The 24585-nt window shown below is 62.0% G+C and carries 25 protein-coding genes and 1 pseudogene; 15 read left to right on the top strand and 11 right to left on the bottom strand.

Annotated elements, in window-relative coordinates; genetic code table 11:
* Position 1 precedes the first annotated feature (1 nt).
* Both ACMHLQ_RS10440 and ACMHLQ_RS10435 read left to right on the top strand, forming a co-directional pair.
* Entirely contained in the window at positions 2-265 is a 264-nt protein-coding gene (locus tag ACMHLQ_RS10440) for a hypothetical protein (protein ID WP_415404715.1), read from the top strand.
* Between the two features lie 11 nt (positions 266-276).
* A complete protein-coding gene (locus tag ACMHLQ_RS10435) occupies positions 277-924 on the top strand; it encodes a DUF1523 family protein (protein ID WP_415404714.1) in 648 nt (215 codons plus the stop codon).
* A gap of 78 nt (positions 925-1002) precedes the next feature.
* On the opposite strand, the gene ACMHLQ_RS10430 is transcribed toward ACMHLQ_RS10435, so the two are convergent.
* The 4 genes from ACMHLQ_RS10430 to ACMHLQ_RS10415 all read right to left on the bottom strand — a co-directional run bounded on the left by ACMHLQ_RS10430 (position 1003) and on the right by ACMHLQ_RS10415 (position 5298).
* The gene (locus ACMHLQ_RS10430) at positions 1003-2121 is read right to left on the bottom strand and encodes a THUMP domain-containing class I SAM-dependent RNA methyltransferase (RefSeq protein WP_415404713.1); all 1119 of its coding nucleotides are present in this window, start codon (positions 2119-2121) and stop codon (positions 1003-1005) included.
* Between the two features lie 50 nt (positions 2122-2171).
* A complete protein-coding gene (locus ACMHLQ_RS10425) occupies positions 2172-2789 on the bottom strand; it encodes an outer membrane protein (protein ID WP_415404712.1) in 618 nt (205 codons plus the stop codon).
* An 88-nt stretch (positions 2790-2877) separates the two neighbouring features.
* A complete protein-coding gene (locus tag ACMHLQ_RS10420) occupies positions 2878-3684 on the bottom strand; it encodes a LytTR family DNA-binding domain-containing protein (protein ID WP_415404711.1) in 807 nt (268 codons plus the stop codon).
* 36 nt (positions 3685-3720) lie between these two features.
* The gene (locus ACMHLQ_RS10415) at positions 3721-5298 is read right to left on the bottom strand and encodes a DUF5928 domain-containing protein (RefSeq protein ID WP_415404710.1); all 1578 of its coding nucleotides are present in this window, start codon (positions 5296-5298) and stop codon (positions 3721-3723) included.
* Positions 5299-5442: 144 nt separating this feature from the next.
* On the opposite strand from ACMHLQ_RS10415, the gene ACMHLQ_RS10410 reads away from it, so the two are divergent.
* A complete protein-coding gene (locus ACMHLQ_RS10410; protein ID WP_415404709.1) occupies positions 5443-6261 on the top strand; it encodes a sulfotransferase family protein in 819 nt (272 codons plus the stop codon).
* Between the two features lie 128 nt (positions 6262-6389).
* Here the strand turns inward: ACMHLQ_RS10410 and ACMHLQ_RS10405 are convergent, their stop codons facing one another.
* Positions 6390-7070, bottom strand: a complete 681-nt coding sequence (locus tag ACMHLQ_RS10405; protein WP_415404708.1) for an SGNH/GDSL hydrolase family protein — start codon at positions 7068-7070, stop codon at positions 6390-6392.
* A 112-nt stretch (positions 7071-7182) separates the two neighbouring features.
* On the opposite strand from ACMHLQ_RS10405, the gene smpB reads away from it, so the two are divergent.
* The 3 genes from smpB to ACMHLQ_RS10390 all read left to right on the top strand — a co-directional run bounded on the left by smpB (position 7183) and on the right by ACMHLQ_RS10390 (position 9788).
* Positions 7183-7656, top strand: coding sequence for an SsrA-binding protein SmpB (gene smpB, locus ACMHLQ_RS10400; RefSeq protein WP_415405267.1), 474 nt, complete (start codon positions 7183-7185; stop codon positions 7654-7656).
* A gap of 96 nt (positions 7657-7752) precedes the next feature.
* A complete protein-coding gene (gene sseA, locus ACMHLQ_RS10395) occupies positions 7753-8607 on the top strand; it encodes a 3-mercaptopyruvate sulfurtransferase (RefSeq protein WP_415404707.1) in 855 nt (284 codons plus the stop codon).
* Complete coding sequence (locus tag ACMHLQ_RS10390) at positions 8607-9788, top strand: aromatic amino acid transaminase (RefSeq protein ID WP_415404706.1); 1182 nt, start codon at positions 8607-8609, stop codon at positions 9786-9788. The genes sseA and ACMHLQ_RS10390 overlap by 1 nt, the downstream gene beginning before the upstream one ends.
* 210 nt (positions 9789-9998) lie before the next feature.
* Here the strand turns inward: ACMHLQ_RS10390 and ACMHLQ_RS10385 are convergent, their stop codons facing one another.
* Positions 9999-10493, bottom strand: a complete 495-nt coding sequence (locus ACMHLQ_RS10385) for a hypothetical protein (RefSeq protein WP_415404705.1) — start codon at positions 10491-10493, stop codon at positions 9999-10001.
* A gap of 18 nt (positions 10494-10511) precedes the next feature.
* Here ACMHLQ_RS10385 and ACMHLQ_RS10380 point away from each other — a divergent pair, with 18 nt between their 5' ends.
* The gene (locus ACMHLQ_RS10380; RefSeq protein WP_415404704.1) at positions 10512-11165 is read left to right on the top strand and encodes a Crp/Fnr family transcriptional regulator; all 654 of its coding nucleotides are present in this window, start codon (positions 10512-10514) and stop codon (positions 11163-11165) included.
* A 482-nt stretch (positions 11166-11647) separates the two neighbouring features.
* Here ACMHLQ_RS10380 and ACMHLQ_RS10375 read toward each other — a convergent pair whose 3' ends face one another.
* Both ACMHLQ_RS10375 and ACMHLQ_RS10370 read right to left on the bottom strand, forming a co-directional pair.
* Positions 11648-12994, bottom strand: coding sequence for an ammonium transporter (locus ACMHLQ_RS10375; RefSeq protein WP_415404703.1), 1347 nt, complete (start codon positions 12992-12994; stop codon positions 11648-11650).
* 28 nt (positions 12995-13022) lie between these two features.
* Complete coding sequence (locus ACMHLQ_RS10370) at positions 13023-13361, bottom strand: P-II family nitrogen regulator (protein WP_415404702.1); 339 nt, start codon at positions 13359-13361, stop codon at positions 13023-13025.
* 252 nt (positions 13362-13613) lie between these two features.
* Here ACMHLQ_RS10370 and ACMHLQ_RS10365 point away from each other — a divergent pair, with 252 nt between their 5' ends.
* Positions 13614-15791 carry a transglycosylase domain-containing protein gene (locus ACMHLQ_RS10365; RefSeq protein ID WP_415404701.1) on the top strand — a complete coding sequence of 726 codons (2178 nt, stop codon included), beginning with the start codon at positions 13614-13616 and terminating at the stop codon, positions 15789-15791.
* Between the two features lie 6 nt (positions 15792-15797).
* Here ACMHLQ_RS10365 and ACMHLQ_RS10360 read toward each other — a convergent pair whose 3' ends face one another.
* Positions 15798-16385, bottom strand: a complete 588-nt coding sequence (locus tag ACMHLQ_RS10360; RefSeq protein WP_415404700.1) for an MlaC/ttg2D family ABC transporter substrate-binding protein — start codon at positions 16383-16385, stop codon at positions 15798-15800.
* A 2-nt stretch (positions 16386-16387) separates the two neighbouring features.
* The gene (locus ACMHLQ_RS10355) at positions 16388-17101 is read right to left on the bottom strand and encodes a VacJ family lipoprotein (protein ID WP_415405266.1); all 714 of its coding nucleotides are present in this window, start codon (positions 17099-17101) and stop codon (positions 16388-16390) included.
* Positions 17102-17315: 214 nt separating this feature from the next.
* Here ACMHLQ_RS10355 and ACMHLQ_RS10350 point away from each other — a divergent pair, with 214 nt between their 5' ends.
* The 7 genes and pseudogenes from ACMHLQ_RS10350 to ACMHLQ_RS10320 all read left to right on the top strand — a co-directional run bounded on the left by ACMHLQ_RS10350 (position 17316) and on the right by ACMHLQ_RS10320 (position 24032).
* The gene (locus ACMHLQ_RS10350) at positions 17316-19052 is read left to right on the top strand and encodes a type I secretion system permease/ATPase (RefSeq protein ID WP_415404699.1); all 1737 of its coding nucleotides are present in this window, start codon (positions 17316-17318) and stop codon (positions 19050-19052) included.
* Positions 19049-20350, top strand: a complete 1302-nt coding sequence (locus ACMHLQ_RS10345; protein WP_415404698.1) for an HlyD family type I secretion periplasmic adaptor subunit — start codon at positions 19049-19051, stop codon at positions 20348-20350. The genes ACMHLQ_RS10350 and ACMHLQ_RS10345 overlap by 4 nt, the downstream gene beginning before the upstream one ends.
* A 70-nt stretch (positions 20351-20420) precedes the next feature.
* On the top strand, positions 20421-20879 hold the full coding sequence (locus ACMHLQ_RS10340; RefSeq protein ID WP_415404697.1) for a RidA family protein: 459 nt from the start codon (positions 20421-20423) through the stop codon (positions 20877-20879).
* Positions 20876-21643 (top strand): glycerophosphodiester phosphodiesterase family protein, encoded by a 768-nt coding sequence (locus ACMHLQ_RS10335; protein ID WP_415404696.1) that lies wholly within the window; start codon positions 20876-20878, stop codon positions 21641-21643. The genes ACMHLQ_RS10340 and ACMHLQ_RS10335 overlap by 4 nt, the downstream gene beginning before the upstream one ends.
* 51 nt (positions 21644-21694) lie before the next feature.
* Positions 21695-22881 (top strand): annotated as a pseudogene (locus ACMHLQ_RS10330) (GNAT family N-acetyltransferase).
* Positions 22878-23174 (top strand): 4a-hydroxytetrahydrobiopterin dehydratase, encoded by a 297-nt coding sequence (locus tag ACMHLQ_RS10325; protein WP_415404695.1) that lies wholly within the window; start codon positions 22878-22880, stop codon positions 23172-23174. Before ACMHLQ_RS10330 ends, ACMHLQ_RS10325 begins: the two are co-directional and overlap by 4 nt.
* Before the next feature lie 3 nt (positions 23175-23177).
* Positions 23178-24032 (top strand): mechanosensitive ion channel family protein, encoded by an 855-nt coding sequence (locus tag ACMHLQ_RS10320; RefSeq protein WP_415404693.1) that lies wholly within the window; start codon positions 23178-23180, stop codon positions 24030-24032.
* A gap of 63 nt (positions 24033-24095) precedes the next feature.
* Here ACMHLQ_RS10320 and ACMHLQ_RS10315 read toward each other — a convergent pair whose 3' ends face one another.
* On the bottom strand, positions 24096-24584 hold the full coding sequence (locus tag ACMHLQ_RS10315; protein ID WP_415404692.1) for a peroxiredoxin: 489 nt from the start codon (positions 24582-24584) through the stop codon (positions 24096-24098).
* Position 24585: the final 1 nt, after the last annotated feature.

Raw genomic sequence — 24585 nt, 5'->3', positions numbered from 1 at the left:
GATGGCTCTTGTCCGATTGTTGTTCTTCGCCTTCGTGGTGCTCAGCGTGGTCTATCTGTCGCTGTCGCTCTACTCCCGCGCGCGGGCGCGCGACCGGCTTGAGGGCGAGTGGGACGCAGGGGGCATTGACATCCCCCGCGACACCTACGTGAGCCAGGGGCTCAGCACCTATGACCGCTCGCTGCGTCGCAAACTGATCCTGGGCGTCTATATCGTGCCCATGTCGCTTGTCGGCCTCATCATCTACCTTGTGAATTTCGCCTGAAAGGGACCCCCATGCGCTATATCGGCTGGACCATTCTGATCGCCTTCTGGGTCTTTCTGGCCGCGTTCCTGCACTACACGCTGCCCCAGCGCGACATCGTGCGGATCGTGAACACCTATGAAGAGCGGCAAGAGCTGAACGACTGGACCCGCATCTTCTGGTCGCGCCCGGATGAACAGTCAGACGCCCAGATCACCCGCGACGTGCAGTTCATCCAAGGCGTGCGCGCGAACGGCAAACCGATCGTGTACCGGAATGAGGATACGGGCTGGAGCTGGCCGCCCTATTTCAAGTTCGACACAGCGAACCTCTATACCGAGGCCAATGACGGGATTTCGACCCGCGCCGCGCCCGAATGGTACAGGATCACGCATTACGGATGGCGCAACGAATTCTGGACGGCCTTTCCCAACGCCATTTCGATCAAGCAGGTGGAGGGGCCGGATGCGTCCAAGGGCATTCCTTGGGTGAACATCCTCGTCCTGACGCTGCTTGCGGCGCTGTTTTACGGCATCTGGGTGCGCTGGCGGCGGTTCCGCCGCGCGCGGATCGACCCGAAGCTGGAAGAGTTGCAGGACAACTGGGAAGCCGCAGGCGATGCGGTGCAGCAACGGCGCGGGCGCATCCGGCGGTGGCTGGATACGTGGAAGGCCAAGTAGGGGCGGAGTGAACTCCGCCTTACACCTCCGGTTTCCGGCACATCGCTCAGGCGTCGCGGGGCGGAGGACACCTCCGCCTTACGTCAAAACCTCGGTACGATAGAGGCGCACGCGCAGGCCGCCATGGGCGATACTGGGCCCATCGGGCAGAAACGGCAGGCCGGTCGCCTTGGCGAGACCCCCCTCGCTGGTGACGATCCCCACGCGCCACCCGGCAAAACGAGTGCGTAGCACCTCGCCCAGACGGCCATAAACGGGATAGAGCGCCTTTTTGTCACCGATCCGGGCCCCATAGGGCGGGTTCACGATCACGATACCGGCAGGGCCGTCCGGCGGCGTGACATCGCCCGCATTGGCTTGCGCAAAATCGCAGATGTCCGCAACGCCAGCACGCGTGGCATTGGCCACTGCCATCTCGATCACGCCGCGATCCCGGTCTGACCCGGTCAGACGCACCTGCGGTGCGCGCCGCCGTGCGTCGGTGCGCAGGTTGGCGGCACAGTCTGCATCGAACCCGGCCAGCTGTTCGAATGCGAAAGGACGGTCGCGCCCCGCTTGCAGGCCCGCCGCAATCTCTGCCGCTTCGATCACGAAGGTGCCCGACCCGCACATCGGGTCGAATACGGGCTGGGTGCCGTCAAATCCGCACTGGCGCAGGAATAGGGCGGCCAGCGTTTCGCGCATCGGGGCTTTGCCCACGGCCACCTTGTGGCCTCGTTTGTGCAGCATCTCCCCCGAAGTATCGACGCTGATCGTGACGCGGTTGTCGTCGATGCGCACCTTGAGGATGACAGGGGCATCCGCCGCGACGGTCATGCCCGCGCTTTCGATCAATGCGGCCTCGATCCGCTTGGTCGCAGCACCTGCATGGTAGATCTTGGACTTGCGCGAGGTGGCCACGTCCACCCGCACAGGCACATCGGGGCGCAGCACCTCGCCCCAGGGAAACTTGCGCGCGCGTTTATCCAACTGGGCGAGATGAAAGGCCATGAACGTGCCGATCCGCACCAGCACCCGCGTGGCCCCGCGCAACTCAAGGTTGGCGCGGTACACCTCTGCCCAGTTACCCGCCATGCTCACGCCACCGGGCTGAACGTCGGTAACATCAAAACCCGCCTCGCGCGCCTCGTCGGCCAGGGCGGTTTCGAGGCCGGGCAAGGTGATGGCAAACAGGGTCAGGGCAGGATCAACAGGCATTGCCCGTGCATAAAGTGTCCCCGCCCGGGGTTCGAGCGGTTTTTGCGCCCCTAGAAGCGGATCGAGAGGCCGACAAGCGCGTCGATGCTGTCATAGTCCGCGTCCAGCACTGCGCCGCCCGGAGCCTCCAGCGTTTGGGCCCCGGCGGTGAAATAGCGCAACTCGCCAAACAGCCCGACCCGCTCGGACACGGCATAGTCCGCACCGACCATCAGTTGCGCGGCAAAAACGCCGGTGTCGTTATACTCGCCCGCAGCAGGCCCGGCATCGATGTCGAAATCAACCTCGGTCATCACGCCAAGGCCGACACCGACATAAGGTGCAAGCGCGCCTGCGGTGGGAAAGGCATAAATCCCGTTGATCATGACCGAGGTCGAGGCGAAATCGCCCCCCGTGCCAAGGGTCGCGCCAAGCGTGGCATCTGACGAGCGATAGGCAAACTCGATCTCGCTGCGCCAAGGGCTGCCCGCATAGTCATAGCCCAGGGCGCCGCCGAAAATGGCACCGGTGTCGTAGTCTGCGGTGCTGCCAGCGCCGCCGAATGTCAGGCTGTCGCTGCGCAGGTCGGACAGGCCGCCAAAGGCCTTGAAGTAGACATCGCCATCCGCCAATGCGGGGGCGGCCAGTGTCATGGCGATGCAAAGAACGGGAATGTGGGGTCGGGTCATGATGTGCCTCGTCAGGGTGTGGATTGTCGGCCCACACCTGCGATGCGCGGCCTATCCGGGCCAGTGCGGATGCACGAATGAACCCAGGCTATGCACGAGTTGACCCTTGATCGGCCACGGCGCGCTCCAGCGCCGCGCGATAGGACCGGCTGACCGGCACGCTGCTGCCATCCGACAGGTGGCACTGGGCGCGCTGACCAATCCGTTCAACCTGCACCACATGGCGCAGCACGACCCAATGCGAGCGGTGGACCTGCATCCCGTCCAGCACTGCCAGATCGGTCAGCGCCGTCCCGAAAGGATATAGGATCAGGTCAGAGCCGCGCGTGGTGCGCACCCGCACGTAATGCAACTCGGCCGACAGGGCGATCAGGTCCCGACCCAGGGCCGCGGGCACCCGGCCCCAGATGGCGGGGGCGGGCCGGTCGGGGGCTGTGCCGTTCTGCGGTTGGGGCGGCGGCTGCAGGCGCAACACCCGGCCCGCATTCAGGGCCAGCCACAGGATCACGAGGATCGGGGCCAGGTTGGCGAATTCCGATAACAGGCCCTCTTCCGGCGCGCCCTCATCCAGATCGAAGGTGTCCAGGCCAAAGGCCGCATCGAGCCACAGCGCCCAAGGGGTGAACAGGGCCGCGCCCAGCAATCCGGCCCCCGCCACCCAAACCCAGATCGACGGGCGCCCATAGCCGGGTACATGGGTCAGACCGGTTTGCGCCGCTTGCAGGAACAGCAACGCGGGAAAGATGTGCAGGGCCCAAAACAGGGTGCGGGGCCAGACAGGCAGCGTCGCCGCACTGGCCGGATTGATCAGCACAAAGGCCACGCTCAGCACAAGGCCCGCCGCAACCAGAAAGGGCAGCCAGGCCGTGCGCGGGTCCAGATGTTCGGGTGGCACCAGTGAAATACCCTCGATCAGCGGCGCGCGCCGCCCTCAGTCCGCAAACAGGTAGTCGATGGACGCGATCTCGCGCGCCTTGTCTTCGGGGACGGTGAGAAACCTCGCCAAGGCACGGGCGTTGTCGTCCAGGTCGGCGGCCTCGCGGATGCGGTCCAGATGCTCGAATTCCGCATCGCGAATGCGGTCGGATTCGAACGTCATATCATTGCGAATGGTGGGCAGCAGACGCTCCAGCGTTTCGGGCGCGGTCTGCTCCCCCGCGAGGCCCACGCGCATGGCATGGCCGACCATGTAGTCATCCGTAAACTCGCACTGGATTTCCAGCATCCGGGTGATCGACCGGTCGCCCGCAAAGTCCTGCAACAGGTCGAGGTTGCCGGGGTCCATGCACACGATCAACCGGTCGGTCTCATAATAGTCAAACAGCATGCGCATCAGGGCACGACGGTGGCGCGTGCGTTTTTCCAGCGTGTTCTGGATGCCGCCCAGATCGGGCAGGGGCGTGTGCTCTTCGTTGAACAGATACTCGATGGCCGGCACATTGGTCAGCACGCGGATACGCTCCAGCAGGCGCTTGGCCACATGCCACTTCTTGCACACGATGATCAGCAGCTCGCGGTTGCGGCCCAGCGTGCTTTCGGTTTCCCAGAACCGGGTCGCGAACCGGCGGCCAATCCGGCCGCGGCCAGTCAGGAACTTGAACAGGCTCGCCCCCTCGTTCGAAATCTGGAACGGTACGTTCTCGGCGGCGTAAAGCAGACCCAAACGGCGCTTGAGGTCCTTGGCCTCGGCACTGATCTTGCGGGCAAACAGGAAATCCTGGCTCAGCAACAGGTCATAGTGGTCGTCATAAAAGGTCACCGGCATGCCGTAGTCGGTGAACATCAGGAAGGTCAGCGTGCGGGTGCGGATTTCGTCTTCGGGCACGACATGGCGCACGACGGTCTGAAAGAATGTCTCGTCCGGAATCCATGTGGTGCGAAAGAAGCGCATCACGTCCTTGCGCTGGCGGGTGAAATCCAGAACCCACTCGATCGTGCGGCGGCGCAGGCACCACCACTGGCTGCCGATCTGTACCTGGATGTCTGCCGGAATTTCGCGTGTGATACCAAAGCGTTGTTGCAAATGGTAGCTGGTGTAAAACCGCCGCTTCTGGGTGCGTTCGTTAAAGAAATGGCGGTAGATCAGCCGCTCTTCCTTCATCCCGGTCTTGATCCAGTCGCTTTCGAAATAGTCAAAGCTTTCGATGAAATCCGCGTCGTTTTCATCGAGGAACCGGTGCGTGTACTCGGCCGATTTGATGGCCATGCAGTCGCCCGACAGCATGTAGAAATGCGTGGCGCGCGGAAACGCCTCGACTGCGGACTCGACGGCATAAAGGGTGGCCTGAACCAGGCTCCACTCGCCCCAGCCGCATTTGATCCGGCGATGGGCATAGGTGACGTTGGGGTTGTCCTTCAGGGCGGCGCGAATCTGGGCAAAATGTGCCGGGTTGGCGCGCGCATCAAAGTGGATGGACATGTAATCGCCAGCAGCCGTCAGCCGTTCCGCCTGTTTGATGATGGCGTTCGGATCCTTGTGGCACAGTAGAATGTAGGCGATTTTTGCCATTCTGGAAACTTAACTGCCTCTTTACCGGTGATTGTTTACGTAGATAGAGCTAAGGAGTGATTGAATAAACAAGATTTCTTTGCTTTTTTGTTCATCGGTAACGCGGTGCATAATAATGCCGCGCAGATATGAGGGACGAGTGGTATGGGGTTTCCCGGCACCTGGATGACGGAAAGCGAGAGCGTGGTCTATCGCGTGGTGCCCAAGTGCGCCTGTTCGACGATCGGTCAGATCATGTTCTACTCCGACCATGGCGAGTTTTTCGATGGCGATATCCACGATGCACAGGGCGGGATTCACAAATGGGCGCTCGAAACCAGCCAGCCCATCATCACCGACAACGTCAAATCGCATAACAGCTACGCCTTCACCTGCGTGCGCAATCCCTACACCCGCATCCTGTCGTCCTTCTTTGACAAGATTTGCGGCATCCAGCGCAACGGCAAGCGGTATCGGGGCAACCTCGTCCCGCTGTTGATCCAGAAATACGGGATCGAAGTCGGGGGCGACGATGGCAAGCAGGAGTTCGACCAGATCCAGTCGTTCCGCCGCTTTCTGCTGTTTGCACGCGACACCATTCGCTGGCGCCGCCCGATGGAGCCTGACATTCACTGGTCGGCCATGTCGGGCCACGTGTCCACGTTCATCGTCAACGGCGGGCGCTATGACAAGATCATATGGACCGAAAAGTTCAACGAGGGGATGGAAGACGTGATGCAGGCGATTGACACGCAGCATGCGGTCAACATCACCGACATCCCCCGCTTCAACGAAAGCGAAGGGCACGGGCCCAAGCGGGCACATCCGGTTGAGGATTACTTTGACGATCTGTCGATGCACCTGGTGCGCGAGATCTACAAACGCGACTTTGACCTGTTCAAATACGATTTCGAGAATCCGGGCAACAAGATGCCCATCGCCGAGATCGACCTGGATGAAGTGCACAAGAAACTGGGCGACTGACCTCTGACAGCGCAGGCGCACCAAGCTGCGCCTTACATCAACGCGTAAGGCGCAGGTGTCCTGCGCCACACAGGTATGGCCGCTCAGCGCGCTGATCCATCTGTCGTAAGGCGTACCTCAGGTACGCCTTATCCGTCTTCTGCCATCACCTTGGCGACCCGCGCCGCAATGGCGGCACTGCCCTTGTAGGACGGATGAATAAGGTCGGGGGCATGAAAGCTGCGATCCCCTTCAGGCACCAGATCCTTCAGCGACAGGTAGGACACACCGCTGTCCCGCTCTGCCATGCGGATCAAACGATCCTCAAGCGCATCTCCGTAAGCCGCGCAATGATCGATCAGCGACGGAACACCCGGGCTGCGCAGATACCCGACAAACAGCACGCGCGCCCCGCCCGCCCGCGCGCGGTTCACCACATCGACGATCGCACCCTCCGTGCCATCTGCCGACACCAGCCGATCCAGCTTGGCATCACAGCGCAGACAACCACACGCCAGCCACAGATCGTTGCCGCCGCCATTCAGGATCACCCAGTCCCAGTCGCGCTCTACGTACTGGCTGCCGATGCGCAGGCCCAGGCTGCCCGAGACGGGCAGGGGATAAAGAAACCGCGCCCCCAGAACAGACCGGTCCACGATGGACCGCTTCAGACGCGCCTCAAGCTGGTGGGACATCGACCGGCCCGTGGCACCATGCACGGCGAACATGCTGTCGCCCATCGCAAGGATGCGCGCCTTGCCATCCCGTGGCGCCGTTTCAATACAGCCGACGACGAACCATGCTGCCAGCAAAACCATCCAAACCCGCATTTTGCGTATCCCCTCGAGTCGCGTTCGGCCCAGTCTGAACCACAACATTGGCAATTCTATGAAAATTGCCGCCCCTTGCACGGGCCCGCGCCACCGCCTACATCCCCATCCCATGGCCCAAGGTAAATCAGATCCCAACTACAAGATCGCTGCCGAAAATCGGCGGGCGCGGTTTGACTATGCGATCGAGGATGACCTCGAATGCGGCATCATGCTCGAAGGGTCCGAGGTCAAGGCGCTGCGCGCGGGCGGGGCAAACATCGCCGAAAGCTATGCGGCGGTCGAGGATGGCGAGTTGTGGCTCGTGAACTCCTACATCGCGCCCTACGATCAGGCCAAATCGTTCAAGCATGAGGAACGGCGCAAGCGCAAGCTGCTGGTCAGTCGCAAACAGCTGTCCAACCTCTGGAACGAGACGCAGCGCAAGGGCATGACGCTTGTGCCCATCGTGCTCTATTTCAACCACAAGGGGATGGCCAAGCTCAAGCTGGGCATCGCCAAGGGCAAAAAGCTGCACGACAAGCGCGACACATCCGCCAAACGCGACTGGGGTCGCCAGAAACAGCGGCTGCTCAAACAAGGCTGACCGCGCCCTACGCCAGCACATGGACACCCTTGCCAACACCGGCCCTCCGGCGTTAGTCAAAGGCGTTTTTGTCGCCGCCCGGAGGGAGTGCACCCCATGTCTGACGATCCCAAAACGCTTGTGTCCACCGACTGGCTTGCCACGCATCTCAAGGATCCCGACCTGCGGGTGCTGGATGCGTCCTGGTATCTGCCCGACGCGGGCCGGAACGGGCGCGCGGAATATGACGCGGCCCACATCCCCGGCGCGCGCTTCTTTGACATCGACGAGATCAGCGATGCCCGCTCGGACTTGCCCCATATGGCGCCCCCGGTGGAAAAGTTCATGTCGCGGATGCGCGCGATGGGCGTGGGCGACGGGCACCAGATCGTGGTCTATGACGGCGCGGGCCTGTTCAGTGCCGCGCGCGTGTGGTGGCTGTTTCGTCTGATGGGGCACCGTGATGTTGCCGTGCTGGATGGCGGTTTCCTCAAATGGCAGGCCGAATCCCGCCCAGTCGAAGACCTCGCGCCCGTGATCAAGGATCGTCACTTGACAGTGCGCTTCCAAAATCACCTCGTGCGGGACGTGACCCAAGTCAGCCAGGCCTCCAAACTCGGGCAAACCCAGATCGTGGATGCCCGCGCCGCTGCCCGGTTCCGTGGCGATGCGCCCGAACCGCGCGAAGGGCTGCGCGCCGGTCACATCCCGGGGGCGCGCAACGTGCCCTTTGGCACCCTGCTGAACGACGACCAGACCATGAAATCGCCCGCCGAGACCAAGGCCATCTTCGAGGCCGCGGGCGTTGACCTCGCCAAACCCATCATCACCAGCTGCGGATCCGGCGTAACCGCCGCCGTCCTCGCCCTCGCGCTCGACCGCATGGGCCACGACAGCTGGTCCCTTTACGACGGAAGCTGGGTGGAATGGGGGATGTTCCCCACCGTGCCCATCGCCACAGGAGACGCCTGATGTTCGAAACCCTCCAAGCTCAAAGACCCGATGCCATCCTGCAACTGGTGCAGATGTTCCGCGACGACCCGCGCGACCAAAAGGTCGACCTCGGCGTCGGCGTCTACAAGGACGCAACGGGCAACACGCCCGTGATGCGCGCGATCAAGGCGGCGGAACAGCAGCTCTGGCAGGCCGAAACGACCAAGACCTATGTGGGACTGGCGGGTGATCCCGGATTTTCCGACGCGATGATCAAACTGGTGCTGGGCGATGCGGTGGCGCGTGACAAGGTCGCGGCGGCAGCCACACCGGGCGGCACCGGTGCCGTGCGCCAGGCGTTCGAGCTGATCCGGCTGTCCAACCCGAACGCGCGGGTATTCGTGTCCAACCCGACATGGCCCAACCACCTGTCGATCCTCGACTACCTGGGCATGGAAAAAGTGCTCTACCGCTATTTCGATGACGACACGCGCGGCGTCGATTTCGACGGCATGATCACGGACCTCAAGACCGCGCAAAAGGGCGACGTGGTTCTGCTGCATGGCTGCTGCCACAACCCCACCGGCGCCAACCTGACCCTGCCGCAATGGCACGAGGTCATCAAAGTGCTGCAAGACACCGGCGCGACCCCGATGATCGATATCGCCTATCAGGGCTTTGGCGACGGGCTGGAAGCGGACGCCGCAGGCACACGCGCGGTAGCATCCGCCATGCCCGAATGCCTGATCGCGGCCTCCTGCTCGAAAAACTTCGGCATCTACCGCGAACGCACCGGCATCCTGATGATGGTGGCCAACGGCACCGACAAAGGCATCGCCCAGGGCACGCTCGCCTTCCTCAACCGGCAGAACTTTTCCTTCCCGCCTGATCACGGCGCACGGCTGGTCACGATGATCCTGAACGACGACGCCCTGCGCACCGACTGGCAGGCCGAACTGGAAGAGGTGCGGCTGTCCATGCTGTCCTTACGCGAACAACTCGCACAGGAATTGCAGGCGCGCTCGGGCTCCAACCGCTTCGGCTTTCTCGCCGAACATCGCGGCATGTTCTCCCGGCTCGGCACCACGCCCGAACTGGTCAAGAAAATGCGGGACGATCACGGCATCTACATGGTGGGCGACAGCCGCATGAACATCGCAGGCCTCAACGCACAAACGGTGCCGGTGCTTGCGGATGCAATCGTGGCCGCCGGGGTCTGATCATCGGTGGGCAGTATTGCCCACCCTACACTCGGCGCTCTGACATCATGGATTGCCGATGAGAATTGAACAGATGTCACCGACGCGCTGACCCAAAGATCGCGGATTGCTGACCCGGCTCAGACCCGCGCGTCTGCGTGGATCATCGCTAGTGAGGTGGACAAAGCACCAATTCGCTGCGCCTGCGCCAATGTCCGCTAGTGTGAGGCCTCAATGCGCATGGGCATCCTTTCCAAGCGCCATCATAAGATGATGTTCGCGATGGTGATCCTGGCTCGCCATCAGCCCGAAGAAGCCAAGACCACGGATGCGCCGAGCAACTGCTGGGTCGTCACTGGTCACATGTAGGGTCACGCCCTCGTCTGTATTGGACGCCACGACCTGCCAGCGGTCATCTTGCGCGAGTTGAGCGGCGTGGGCGGGAACCATCCTTTGCAGCGCCGCGACCGTCACCGCATCACCAGTAGCCATGGCCACTATACCAGTCGGCAAGACATCTTGTGTTATGACAGCAGACGTTACCAACCTGTCCATATCGACCAGATGCGCTCTGAGGCCAGCCAGATCGACACTTGACCAATCCGTGTTCGGGTCCGTCTCCAGCACGCGCACCACCTCGGCAAGCGCGGCGAACGCACCTTGCCCCGGCTCAACCAGCGCCGTCACAGCCATGTTGTTCGTTTGATTATGCATATTGTGATCCATTCCATCACCGTGCCTAGAATGATCCGTTTGAGCAATCGCGTTAGCTCCTGCACCGACCAGCACAAGAACAGCGATACCGATACCAAGTCGCATGTTATCTCCCCTTTTGTATCGGGAACCTATCAAGCAACGATATTCCACTGTATGATTTCTATCATGTCGGAGTGGATACAGATTTTCGAGGATGCCCCTATTTGTGAACTGGCGAAGGGAGATATTCTGTTTCGGCGCGACGACCCCGTGCAATCGATGTTCTTGGTCAGATCAGGTGAAGTGGCAATGGAGCGTTCGCTTGCAGATGGCGGGTATCTGGCCCTGCATGTTGCGACCTCGGGCACGGCGCTGGCCGAGGCATCTTTGTTCGCAGAACACTACCATTGCGACGCCGTCGCGCGTTCCAACGCTTTTGTCGCTTTCTTGTCGCGACCCGCATTCGCCCAAGCCCTCAGACAACGATCTAACGCGGCCATCAGCCTGATCGAAACTCATGCCAAAACCGTTCAGGCGCAAAGGGCGCGAATTGAGATACTGCGGCTACGTCGGGTGTCTGATCGGCTCGACGCATGGCTTGAGTTGTATGGGGAACCGAAAAAAGGGGAATGGATCACAATCGCAGATCAGATCGGTGTTTCGCCGCCCGCGCTTTATCGAGAATTGGCAAGGCGGCGGTAGCGGACCTTCGCTATCTCGCAGCAACTTGGTAGGTATGGGCTCAAACCCGCCATTCGCCGCGACCTGCCCAGATATCCCGTTTTCCATCCCAGGTCCGTTTGCGGCGTGAACATCAAACGTATCTGACGACATATAGACGTAGGGGGGCGGTGTTCCGGCTCTGTCCCTTGCCAAATGGTAAAGCACGCTGAAAATTCAGGCTTTTTGCACGCCGTTAATCTGACCTCGCAGGGCTCGGATGCAAAACGTACAGTTTGCGGGGAAATCTGCGCAATCTTTCAAAACGGGCTCGGCTTTGGGCTGAATCGGGTGCCGGAAAACGTACAGTTTCGATGCTTATCTGCACATTTGGGTGGGGCAAGGGCGCTGCATCCGGGTGTTGCGGAGCACCGGTAAACGCAGCGCACGCCAGGTTCACAAAACAAAAAGACCGGGCGCGAACGCCCGGTCAGTCGGTTCTCTAACTGAGAGGAAGGAGATGCTCAGCCTTTCGAGAATTCCGGATAGGCTTCCATGCCCAGTTCGGACATATCGAGGCCGTTGATCTCGTCCTCTTCGCTGACACGGATGCCCATGACAGCCTTGAGGATGAACCACACGATCAGCGAGGCGACAAAGGTGAACACACCGTAGGCGATGATACCTGTGAACTGTACGCCGAGTTGCTGACCAAACGTACGGTCAACGCCTTCACTGATCTCAGTGCGTGTGTGGATAGCCACCGCGATGGTGCCCCAGATGCCTGCAAACAGGTGAACCGGGATGGCGCCGACAACGTCGTCCAGCTTGAACTTGTCCAGCATCGGCACGGTCAGGACCACGATGATACCGCCCACGGCACCGATCCACAGTGCACCGAACAGCGAGGGGGCAAGGGGTTCGGCCGTGATCGACACGAGGCCCGCCAGCGCGCCGTTCAGCACCATGGTCAGGTCAGGCTTCTTGTACATGATCTGCGTCAGGATCAGCGCTGTCACAGCACCGGCTGCCGCCGCCATGTTGGTGTTGGCAAAGATGCGGCTCACGTCGGAAACGTCACCCACGGTGCCCATCGCCAGCTGCGAACCACCGTTAAAGCCGAACCAACCCAGCCACAGGATGAATGTCCCCAGTGTGGCGAGGGCCAGGTTCGAACCGGGCATCGGGTTGACGTTGCCGTCCTTATACTTGCCCAGACGCGGGCCCAGCACGATGACACCGGCCAGAGCGGCCCAGCCACCCACGGAGTGCACGACTGTCGAACCGGCAAAGTCGGAGAAGCCGGCTTCGGACAGCCAGCCGCCGCCCCACTGCCAAGACCCTGAAATCGGGTACATAACACCGGTCAGGACAACGACGAATATCAGGAAGGGCCACAGTTTGATGCGCTCTGCGACAGCACCGGACACGATGGACGCGGTGGCGGCGACAAACACCAGCTGGAAGAAGAAGTCCGAGCCGACCGACGCGTAATCAAGCGCTGCGTCCGCGGCGGCAACACCGACGGGATCCAGAACGGTGACGTTGAAGAAGCCGCCGACATAGCCGTTGAAATCGCCCGGATACATCAGGTTGAAGCCGATCAGCCAGTACATGATCGCCGCGATCGAGAAGAGCGCGATGTTCTTGGTCATCTGCATCGTGACGTTCTTGGACCGCACAAGGCCGCCCTCGAGCATCGCAAAGCCTGCGGCCATGAAAAAGACGAGAAACCCAGCCATACAGAACAGCAGGGTGGTCATGATATAGGGCCCGATTTCATCGAAGCCCGGCGCAGCATCCTGCGCCAGTGCAAACGTCGGCAAGACGGTCAGAGCCGCGCCAACGAGCAGAGAGTTCTTGAGTTTCATTGTCCGTGTTTTCCCTATGTTGGTGCGCTTAGATGGCGTCTTCGTTGGTTTCGCCGGTGCGCACGCGCACGGCCTGTTCGACGTCGAGGACAAAAATCTTGCCGTCGCCGATCTTGCCCGTCTGGGCGGTTTTGGTGATGGTCTGCACGATCTGGTCGGCCATGCCTTCGGCGACCACGATCTCGATTTTGACCTTGGGCACGAAATTCACCGCGTATTCCGCGCCGCGATAGATTTCCGTGTGCCCGGATTGAGAGCCGAAGCCCTTGATTTCCGTGACCATCATACCGCGCACACCGGCTTCGGTCAGCGCTTCGCGCACCTCCTCCAGCTTGAACGGCTTGATCGTTGCAATGATGAGTTTCACCACATGTCCCCTTCGTTTGGCAGGTCGCCCTGCGATATGACGGGCAACAGAAAGTATCGTGCCGGTGGGGCAAAGAATGGGTGTTGGATTCACCGACTTGGGATGCTGGCCTGTGCATAAAAAATGCGCAATTTGCCCAGTCTGTCTAAAAATTAATCAAATATGAATCGTGCGTGCGGTCTCTCAACACATGGCAAACCCAGTCAAAGCCGATATGATAGCCTCAAACAAAAGGCCGGGCAGGGGTCGTAAATGAGTGATTCAAGAAAAGGCAAACGGCCTTTGGTGGCGGACCGACGCTATCCGAAAAAGCCGACCAAGGCGGCGCCGAAAAAGGCAAAGCCGGTGCGTCGCAAACGGGCCAAACCCAAGGCCAAAGGCAATATTCTGACCCGCGCCTTGCGCTGGGTCTTGCGGCTGGTGTGGACAATCACGTGGCGTGTGACCGCCGTGGCCTGCCTCGTGCTGGCTCTGGCCGTCGGATACACCTGGACCACGTTGCCCGACCTGGAAACATTGCTGGACGGGCGTGCGCGCGGCTCTGTCACCCTGCTTGATCAAGAGGGCAAGGTGTTTGCCTGGCGCGGCGATCAATTCGGGGGCGTGGTAACCGCGCAAACCGTGTCTCCTGCCCTCAAGAACGCGGTCGTTGCGACCGAGGACAAGCGGTTCTACCGCCATTTCGGCGTCAGCCCGCGGGGCATCGCCAGCGCCGTGCGGATCAACCTGACCGAAGGGCGCGGTGCGTTGCAGGGCCATGGTGGATCAACCATCACGCAGCAAACGGCCAAACTGCTGTGCCTGGGCGTTATCTATGACCCGAATGAATGGGAATCCGAAGCCGCCTATGTGGCCGACTGCCGCCGTGGCTCGCTCCAGCGCAAGGCCAAAGAGGCGATCTATGCCCTCGCGATGGAGACCAAGTATTCCAAGGACGAGATCCTGTCGATCTACATGAACCGCGCCTATATGGGCGGCGGTGCCTACGGGGCCGAGGCGGCGGCACAGCGTTATTTCGGCAAATCCGCGACCGAGCTGAACCCGTCCGAGGGCGCGATGATCGCGGGCCTTCTGACGGCCCCGTCGCGCATGGCTCCCACCTCTGATCTGCAACGCTCCCAAGACCGGGCCGCCACCGTGCTGCGCCTGATGGGCGAACAGGGGTATCTCAGCAACGCAGAGGTCGCCAAGTGGCAGCAGAACCCGGCCACGCTGTCGCCCGCAGCCCGGCGCAAGGCGGGGGGCTACTTTGCCGATTGGGTCATGTCGACGGGCCCCGAATTCTTTACCCGCAACACGACCGAAGACGTCATCATTCGCACCACGCTTGATCAACGCCTGCAACGCGCCGCCGAAGAAGCGTTGCAATTCGTGTTTGAAAACAAGGTGCGCGAAGGGTCCAAGGCGCAGGCCGCCATTGTGGTGATGGGGGCCGATGGTGCCGTCCGCGCCATGGTCGGCGGGCGGGAAACCCGTGTCTCCGGCGTGTTCAACCGCGCCATTCAGGCCGAACGGCAAACCGGGTCGGCCTTCAAACCCTTCGCCTATGCTGCCGCGCTCGAACTCGGCTATTCGCCCTATGACTCGGTCGACGACGCGCCGATGACCATCGACATCCCCGGGTCCGGCCCATGGTCACCGCGCAACTACGACAACAAGTACCGCGGCCGGGTGACGTTGACCGAGGCGCTGGCGCAATCGCTGAACATCCCGGCGGTGAAAGTGTCCGAAAGCGTGGGGCGCGATCTGGTGCGCCGCGTGGCCAGCGACTTTGGCATCGACAGCGATCTCGCCGCCGGTCCGGCCCTTGCGCTCGGGGCGTCCGAAAGCACGCTGCTGGAAATGACCGGCGCCTATGCGGGCATCCTCAACGGCGGCTCCTCTGTTACGCCCTACGGGCTGATAGACCTGCGGTTGCAGGGCGATCAGGAGCCGCTGATGGGCACCGGGGGCGGTATCCGCGAGCGGGTGATCCAGGACGGTGCGGCGGCGCAGTTGATCTGGATGATGGAGAAAGTCGTGAGCCAGGGCACCGGTCAGCGCGCGCAGTTCGGCGGGCGCGAAATCGCGGGCAAGACGGGCACGACCCAGGCGGCGCGCGATGCGTGGTTCATCGGGTTCACGGCCGATTATGTGGCCGGTGTCTGGATGGGCTATGACGATAACACACCGCTGACAGGTGTCACCGGCGGTGGGCTTCCTGCGGAAATTTGGCGCGAAACGATGGTGCGTGTGCACGAGGGCGTGCCCGCGCGGCCCTTGCCGATGGTGGCCCCGGCAGCGCCGCAACCGCAGCCCGCGCCACAGCCGCAACAACGCCAGCGCGACGTGCCCCGCACGACCGAGGGTCTGATCGAAATGCTGATCAAGGACATCCTGGGCGGCGGCCAGCCATCGACCCGCCAAAAGCCGCCCGAGTCAGACCGCTAGCCGGTGTTACCCGGCTTTCTTGAGGTCGGAAATCATCGCGTCGATGTTGCCACCATTGCGGTCAATCAGGGCACCGACCTCGGTGCGCTCGGTCAACAGCAGGTTCACACCTTCGATGAACATGTTGAAAAACAGGTCCTTGCCCGACCGGTCCGACACATGGAAAGTGACGGTGAACGGGGCCTCGTTGCGCAGGAACGCCGTGGTTTCGACCTCGTACCAGTTCTTGACCTGCCGCACGCGCTTGACCTCAAGACGGCCGCCGATGAATTCGCGGAACCGCTTGCCGTATTTGCGCGAGATGTAGCCCTGGAACGCGTCGCTGAACGCACGCTTTTGCGCCCCCGATGCACGGCGGCCATCCACACCCATCGTGTAGGCCGCGATGTAGGACGTGTCGCTGTAGCGCGCAAAGATACGCTCGAAATCGCGGAACATCGCGTTCTCGCCCTTGCCCGAGGCAATGACTGAGTTGATGTCGCCGACAAGGGCGCTCACCAGCCGCTCTGCCGAAGACTCAGTCAGGGCAAAGGCCGGCAATGCAGGCATAAGCGCCGCCGCACCGGCAGCCGCAAGAAAGTGACGACGTTGCATGATCAAAAACCCTCCGTATCGAGCGCAAAGGGATCGATTTCCGCCTCTGCCTCGCCATATCCAAGTTCAAACCTGCGGTTCTGCAGGTAGATAAGCCGCGCCTGCGCATAGCTGTCGGCGCTTTCATAGAGAATTGAGTCCACCGTATCAGAAAAGCGTCCCCGCGTCCCCAAGCCAGAGGCAACGCCAGCCACGGTGCCATAGTAGGATTCCGGGCTGTCGAGCGTGTAGCTCAGCGGGTTCGTGAACAGATCGACCACCTTCCCGGCGGTGTTGCGCTGGGTCGAGGGGCCAAGCACGGGCAATTCGAGGTAGGCGCCTTCGCCCACACCCCAGACATACAGCGTCTCGCCGAAATCCGTGTCATGATCCGGGATGCCAAAGTCCGATGCCGCATCGAACAGGCCAAACAGGCCCAGAACCGAGTTGGTCAGAAAGCGCACGGTGGAAATGCCCGCCCCACGCAAATCGCCCTGCAAGACGCTGTTCACCGCAACAGAGGGTTCGCCAAGGTTGCTGGCAAAATGCCCGATGCTGGTTTCGATCTCGTCCGGCAGGATGGTGGTGTAGCCGATGGCCGCCGGGCGCACGACGGCGCGGTCAAGGCCACGGTTGAACGCGTGCACCTTGCGGTTCTGTTTTTCATAGGGGTCGTTCACACCATCCGGTGTCAGCCCGCTCGTGTTGCCGCCGGCACAAGCCGACACGGTAAGCACGGCACACAACAAAAATGCAGCACGTTGCAAGCGGGCAGAAAGTGACAATAGAATTCTCCGGTCAGTATACGTATCAAGTACCTAATGTGTAAGTTCAAAATGCCCATAGTCTAAGTAATTCAATTGGCGGCATGTGGCACTTGCGTGACACGCAAAGTACGCCATAGCTGCGAGAAACCCAGATAAGCTCGAGCGAGCAAGCGAAAAGGTGCCGATGCAAAACGATATTACAAAAGTTGGGTTGGCCGAGCTGCGCGCCGCGCGCGCCCAAAGCCGTGGGCTCTACTGGACAGTCGGCCTGTTCAGCCTGTTTGCAAACCTATTGATGTTGACCGGACCGATGTACATGTTGCAGGTCTACGACCGGGTTCTGGGCAGCCGCAGCGAAGAGACGCTGATCGCGCTCTCCCTGCTGGTCGTGTTCCTTTACGGTGTCATGGGCATTCTCGATTTCACACGCGGCCGCATCATGGCGCGCGTCGGGGCGCGGTTCCAATCGGCCATGGATCGGCGGGTCTTTGACGCGGTTGTGCGCAAATCCGCCGTTGCCCCCGATTTGCGCACGCAGTCGGGCCTTGCCGATCTGGAATCGGTGCAGCGGTTCATGACATCGCCCGTTCTGATGGCCTTTTTCGACCTGCCCTGGACTCCGATCTTTATCGCCGGGATCTTTATCTTCCACCCGATGCTGGGCTGGCTGGCTGTGGGCGGTGGCGCCGTGTTGATCCTGATCGCGCTGGCCAACCAGCTGTTGTCGCGCCAGCCGCAATTGCGGGCCGGGCGCGCTGGCCAGGTGGCGGCGGGCATGTCCGACCAGTTGCGGATCGAGGCCGAGATGGTGCAGGCCATGGGCATGCGTGGTGCCGCCTTTGACAGGTGGCAAACCGCGCGCGGCTCCGCGCTCGAGGAACAGATCAAGGCGACGGATGTGGGGGGCGGTTTCTCGTCGCTCACCAAAACTCTGCGCCTGTTTCTGCAAAGCGCGATGCTGGGCCTTGGCGCCTACATGGTGCTGCAAAACGAGATGACGGCGGGTGCGATGATCGCGGGGTCCATCCTTTTGGGTCGCGCCCTCGCCCCGATTGAACTGATGCTGACCCAGTGGCCCACCGTACAGCGCGCCAGCAAGGGCTGGGGCGCACTGTCCGAACTGCTGGGCGCGGTCCCGCCCGAACCTGAACGCACGGCCCTGCCCAAGCCCAAGGCGCAACTGATCGCAAAATCGCTGACCGTGGTGCCGCCGGGCGACAAGACGGCGGCGCTGCGCGGTCTCAGCTTTGAACTGCCACCCGGTCACGCCATGGGGGTCATCGGGCCCTCGGGGGCGGGCAAGTCGACGCTGGCCCGCTGTCTGACGGGCGTGTGGCGTCCTGCGGGCGGCTCCATCCGGCTTGATGCGGCGGCCCTTGACCAATATGCGCCCGACGTTCTGGGCCAGCACATCGGCTATCTGCCGCAGCGCGTGCAATTGTTTGATGGCACCATCGCCGAAAACATCGCCCGCCTGTCGGCCCAGCCCGACGCCAAAAAGGTCGTGGCTGCCGCGCAAAAGGCCGATGCCCACAAGATGATCCTCGAACTGCCCGAAGGGTATGACACGCGGATCAATTCGGGCCAGCAGCGCCTGTCGGGCGGACAGATCCAGCGGATCGGCCTGGCCCGCGCGCTTTATGACGATCCGGTCATTCTGGTGCTCGACGAACCCAACTCGAACCTCGACAACGAGGGGAACATGGCCCTCAACCAGGCCATCCGTGCGGCCAAGGCCGAGGGGCGGTCCGTCATCATCATGGCGCACCGACCGGCGGCCATTCAGGAATGTGACCTGCTTTTGGTCGTGGATGGCGGTGTGCGCACCGCCTTTGGACCGAAGGACGAGGTGATGAAATCCATGGTCAAGAACCACGAGCAAATCCAGAACGCGCCCGCAGGCGCAGGAGGTGTGACATGAGCGACAAGCGTTGGTCGGCAACCAAGCCGGTAATCTTTGGCTTCTTCGGCCTGTTCGGCCTTCTGGGCGGGTTCCTTGCCTGGGCGGTCTACTCGGAGATCGCAGGCGCGATCATCGCATCCGGGCGGATCGAGGTGGATCAGAACCGCCAGATTGTCCAGCACCCGACGGGTGGCGTCGTAACCGACATCGCGGTCAAGGAAGGGGATTCCGTACTCGCCGGTGATCTGCTGTTGCAACTGGACGTCCAGCAGATGGAATCCAGCCTCGCCATTGTCGAAAGTCAGCTTTATGAATTCATGGCCCGCCGTGGTCGACTTGAGGCCGAGCGGGATGAAAACGACACCATCACCTTCGAAGAAGAACTGCTGCTGATCGCGCAGGACCGCCCGGAAATCATGGAACTGGTCGAGGGGCAGCGCAACCTGTTCTACGCCCGCCGCGATTCCGTCGACCGTCAGACCGAACAGCTGGAAAAACGTTCGGGGCAGACCCAGAACCAGATCATCGGGATCGAGGCGCAGGAACGCTCTCTCGCGCGTCAGCTCGAGCTGATCGAATCCGAACTCGAAGCCCAGCAAAGCCTGCTGGACCGGGGCCTGACCCAGGCCTCTGGCGTGCTTGCCCTGCAGCGCCAGTCCGCATCGCTGGACGGCCAGTTGGGCGAGTTGGCGGCATCCAAGGCGCAATCCGAACAGCGCATCACCGAGATCGAGATCGAGGTGCTGCGCCTGACCTCGACCCGCCGCGAAGAGGCGATCAGCCGTCTGCGCGATCTGCGTGCGCGCGAGTTGGAGTTGATCGAACAGCGTCTGGCCCTGCTGACGGATATCGAGCGGATGGAAATCCGCGCGCCTGTCTCGGGCATTGTTTACAACATGCGGGTTCAGACCATGCGGTCGGTCATTCGTGGCGCGGATCCTGTGTTGTTCCTGATCCCGCAGGACCGCCCCCTGGTGATCGCGGCGCGCGTTGATCCCATCCACATCGACCAGATCGTGGCGGGCCAGCAGGTGAACCTGCGCTTTTCCGCGCTCGACCAGCGGACGACGCCGGAACTGATCGGAGAGGTGGCGCTTGTGTCGGCGGATGCGTTCGAGGACGAGTCGCTCGGCGCCAGCTATTACCGGGCAGAGATCGTGCTGAACCCCGGTGAGCTGGACAAGCTGGCTGACGATCAGGTGTTGATCCCCGGCATGCCGGTCGAGGCGTTCATTCGCACCGCCGACCGCTCGCCCATGGCATATCTGATCAAACCCATGGCGGACTATTTCAACCGGGCGTTCCGCGAATCCTGATCTTGGCCCTTTCGCCGCGCGCGCGGGCGGTCTAGCGTTCGCGCAAACCCAGCCGAACAGGAGTAGCGCCATGTCCATCGAATCCCGTCTTGCCGAACTGGGTGTCACCCTGCCCGATGCCCCCGCGCCTGCGGCCAACTACGTGCCCTTCGTGCAGGTGGGCGACATCGTCTACGTCTCTGGCCAGATCTCGAACGGCCTCGACGGGCTGATCACCGGCAAGCTGGGGCAGGACATGGAGGTCGAGGCCGGTGCGGCAGCGGCCAAGACCTGCGCCATCAGCCTTCTGGCTCAAGTCAAGGCCGCCTGTGGCGGCGACATCGACCGCCTCGTGCGGGTGGTAAAGCTGACCGGTTTTGTGAACTCCACCGCCGATTTCACCAACCAGCCGCAGGTCATCAACGGCGCCTCCGACTTTCTGGTCGAAGCGCTGGGCGATGCAGGTCGCCACAGCCGCTCGGCCGTGTCTGCCGCCGCCCTTCCCCTTGGCGTGGCGGTCGAGATCGAAGGTATCTTTCAGATCAAATGACCCCGCGCCTGCCTGATGTGTTCCTGAAGGCCCCGCTGGCCCATCGCGCCCTGCACGATGTGACGGACGGGCGCCCGGAAAACAGCCGCGCTGCGATCCGCGCGGCCATCGCCCATGGCTACGGGATCGAGATTGATGTGCAACTGAGCGCTGACGATCAGGCCATGGTGTTTCACGACTATGCGCTGGACCGGCTGGCCGATGGCACCGGCCCTGTGCGGGCTGTCCCCGCGGGGACACTTGTGCGCACACCGTTACTTGGCGGGGATGAAGGTATCCCGACACTAGATGAGGTGCTGGATCTGGTCGCCGGGCAAGTCCCCCTGCTGATCGAGATCAAGGATCAGGATGGCGGCATGGGCCCGGCCATTGGCCCGCTTGAGGCGGCGACGGCGGCGGCGCTGAGCAGTTACAAGGGCCCGGTTGCCTGCATGTCCTTCAACCCCCATGCCATCGCCCGCATGGCGGAGCTGTGCCCCGACATCCCGCGCGGGCTGGTGACCAGCGCCTATGACCCCGCCCACTGGCCGCTGAATGCACAGACCTGCGCGCACCTGCGCGACATACCCGACTATGACCGGGTGGGGGCGTCCTTTATCAGTCACGAGGCCGCAGACCTCGGGCGTGCCCGGGTGGCGGACCTCAAGGCGGCGGGCGCGCATATCCTGTGCTGGACGGTCAAGTCGCCTGAAGCGGAGGCAGAGGCACGCAAGGTTGCCGAGAATGTGACCTTTGAGGGCTATCTGGCCGCCCATCCCGGTTGAAGCCGGGCCATCGCGCCACACATTCATCACCGCAACCCAAGGGAAGGCCGCGTGTCCGAGCAAGAAATCGAAATCCGTGTGCTGCCCAGCCTCAGCGAGATCGACGCCGAGACGTGGGATGCCTGTGCCTGCCCCGAAGCGGCAACAGGCGGGCGGCCCAACGATCCCTTTACCACCTACCGGTTCCTGAAGGCGCTGGAAGACAGCAACTCGGTCGGGCCGGGCACGGGCTGGCAGCCGCAATATCTGCAAGCGACCCTGAACGGCACCACCATCGGGGTCGCGCCCATGTACGCCAAGGGGCACAGCCAGGGCGAATACATCTTTGATCACAACTGGGCCCACGCCTACGAGCGGGCGGGGGGCGGTATTACCCCAAGCTGCAAATCGCGGTGCCGCACACGCCTGCCACCGGGCGGCGGTTCCTGACCCATCCCGATTTCACCGAAACGGGCCTGTCCGCATTGGTGCAGGGTGCGGTGCAACTGGGCGCAAACAACAAGCTCAGTTCGCTGCACGTGACCTTTTGCACCGAAGACGAACGCGAAGCGGGCGCGGCGCTGGGCCTGATGCCGCGCACCACGCAGCAGTTTCACTGGCTGAACGACGGTTATGCCAGCTTTGACGATTTCCTTGCCACACTCAGCAGCCGCAAGCGCAAGAACATCCGCAAGGAACGCAGTCGGGCGCAGGATTTTGGCGGGACGATCCACACGTTCACAGGTGACGATCTGCGGCCCGAGCATTGGGATGCGTTCTGGGAGTTCTACCAGGACACCGGCGCGCGCAAATGGGGCACACCCTACCTCACCCGCAAGTTCTTTCGCATCGCCCAGGAGACACTGCGCGATGACATGGCCCTCGTTCTGGCGGAACGGGACGGACGTTATGTTGCGGGCGCGTTGAACTTTATGGGTGCGCAGGCGTTGTATGGCCGATACTGGGGCTGCATCGAGCATCATCCGTGCCTGCATTTCGAGCTGTGCTATTACAGGGCCATCGACATCGCCATCGCCCAAGGGCTGGACCGGGTCGAGGCGGGGGCGCAGGGCGAACACAAGCTGGCGCGGGGATACCTGCCGACGCAGATCCACAGCCTGCACTGGGTGGGCGACGCGGGCTTTGCCGATGCGATCGCCAACTACCTCCAAGCCGAACGTGAGGCGGTGGAAGAGGAGATTGAAATTCTCACGGATTACGGACCCTTCAAACGGGTCCAGATCGAGGAACAGGAATGACTGAACGCTTGAGCGACGAGACACGGGACACCCTGCTGGAACCGCTTTTCCAAACCGGATGGGCCATGACCGAAGGGCGGGACGCGATCCACAAGTCCTTCCAATTCGCCAACTTTGTCGAGGCTTTCGGCTGGATGACGCGCGTTGCGATCTGGGCCGAGAAATGGGACCACCACCCCGAATGGTTCAACGTCTACAAGACTGTGGACGTGACGCTGACAACCCATGATGTGGGCGGGCTGAGCACGCTGGACGCCAAACTGGCGCGCAAGATGGACAGCCTGGCGGACTGAACCATGGACTTCTTTCAAGACATTATGGCCGCCCCCGTGTGGCAGGGAAAACCTTTGAGCGATTTTCTGTCGCTCGAGTTGATGGCGACCTTTGTCGGGTCGGTGCTGGCGGCCATCGCGATCCTGTTCATCGGCTGGATGATCGCCGCCTGGCTGGGCCGCCGGGTCAAGCGGATCGGGCTGAACCACAAGCATCTGGACGACACGCTGTTCAACTTCCTCGGCTCGATTGTCCGCTACACCATTCTGGCCTTTACCGTTTTGATCGTGCTGAACACCTTTGGTGTGCAGACAACGTCTGTCGTGGCGGCTATCGGTGCGGCGGGTCTGGCCATTGGCCTTGCGTTGCAGGGCACGCTGTCGAATGTGGCGGCGGGCGTGATGCTGATCCTGTTCCGCCCCCTCAAGATCGGGGATTTCGTGGATGTCGGGGGCAAGATGGGCACGGTCAAGGACATCACGCTGAACTTCACCGAGCTGGCGAGCGTCGGCAATGTGCAGGTGATCATCCCCAATTCCGAGGTCTGGGGCAACGTGATCGAGAATTACTCGGTCTACCCCACCCGCCGGGCCGAATGGACCTTTGGCGTCGGGTACGGTGTGAACCTGAAACAGGCCGAGGGGGTGATTCTGGACACGATCATGGCGGACGAACGGTCAAAATCGGACCCAGAGCCGTTCATCCAGGTCAACAATCTGGGCGACAGTTCGGTGGATTTCCTAGTGCGCGTGTGGTGCGACAGCAGCGTCTATTTCCAGTACCAGGCGGACATGAAGCGTAAGGTGAAGGAAGCGTTGGATGCGGCGGGCGTCGATATCCCGTTCCCGACCCGCACCATTGTTCAGGCCACGGACTGATCCAACGGAAAAAGGCCCCCGAACACGGGGGCCTTTTACGACATTCTTGATTTGGCGCGTGCCTCACATCGAGGCGAGCAGACCCTCACCGCCGGAAACGTCGCAGACGCCGGGGTTTTCCTCTTCCTGCAGCAGCGTGACCTTGCCGTCCTCGACCACCATCGCGTAGCGGGTGGAGCGGTCGATCAGGCCTGCGGGTGGGGCGGAGAATGCGCGGCCCATCGCCTTGGTGAACGCCGCCTCTGGATCGCCCAGCATGGTGATGCCTGCCGCCGTTGCGCCCGTCGCCTCACCCCAGGCGCCCATCACGAACGGGTCGTTGACCGAGACGCAGATGATCTCGTCCACGCCCTTTTCGGCGAACTGATCCTTGGTGCGGATAAAGCTGGGCACGTGGGCCGTGCTGCATGTGCCGGTATAGGCGCCGGGCAGGGCAAAGATCACGACCTTGCGCCCGTTTGTCTTGTCGCTCAGCTTGACGGTCGCGGGGCCCTCGTCGCCGAGATAGGACAGGGTTGCGTCGGGAAGGGTGTCGCCTTGGGAAATTGCCATG

It is taken from the genome of Tateyamaria algicola (assembly GCF_047715485.1).
Classification (GTDB): domain Bacteria; phylum Pseudomonadota; class Alphaproteobacteria; order Rhodobacterales; family Rhodobacteraceae; genus Tateyamaria.
Note: the sequence above shows the minus strand (reverse complement) of the source record. Positions and strands in the feature narration are given on the sequence as shown.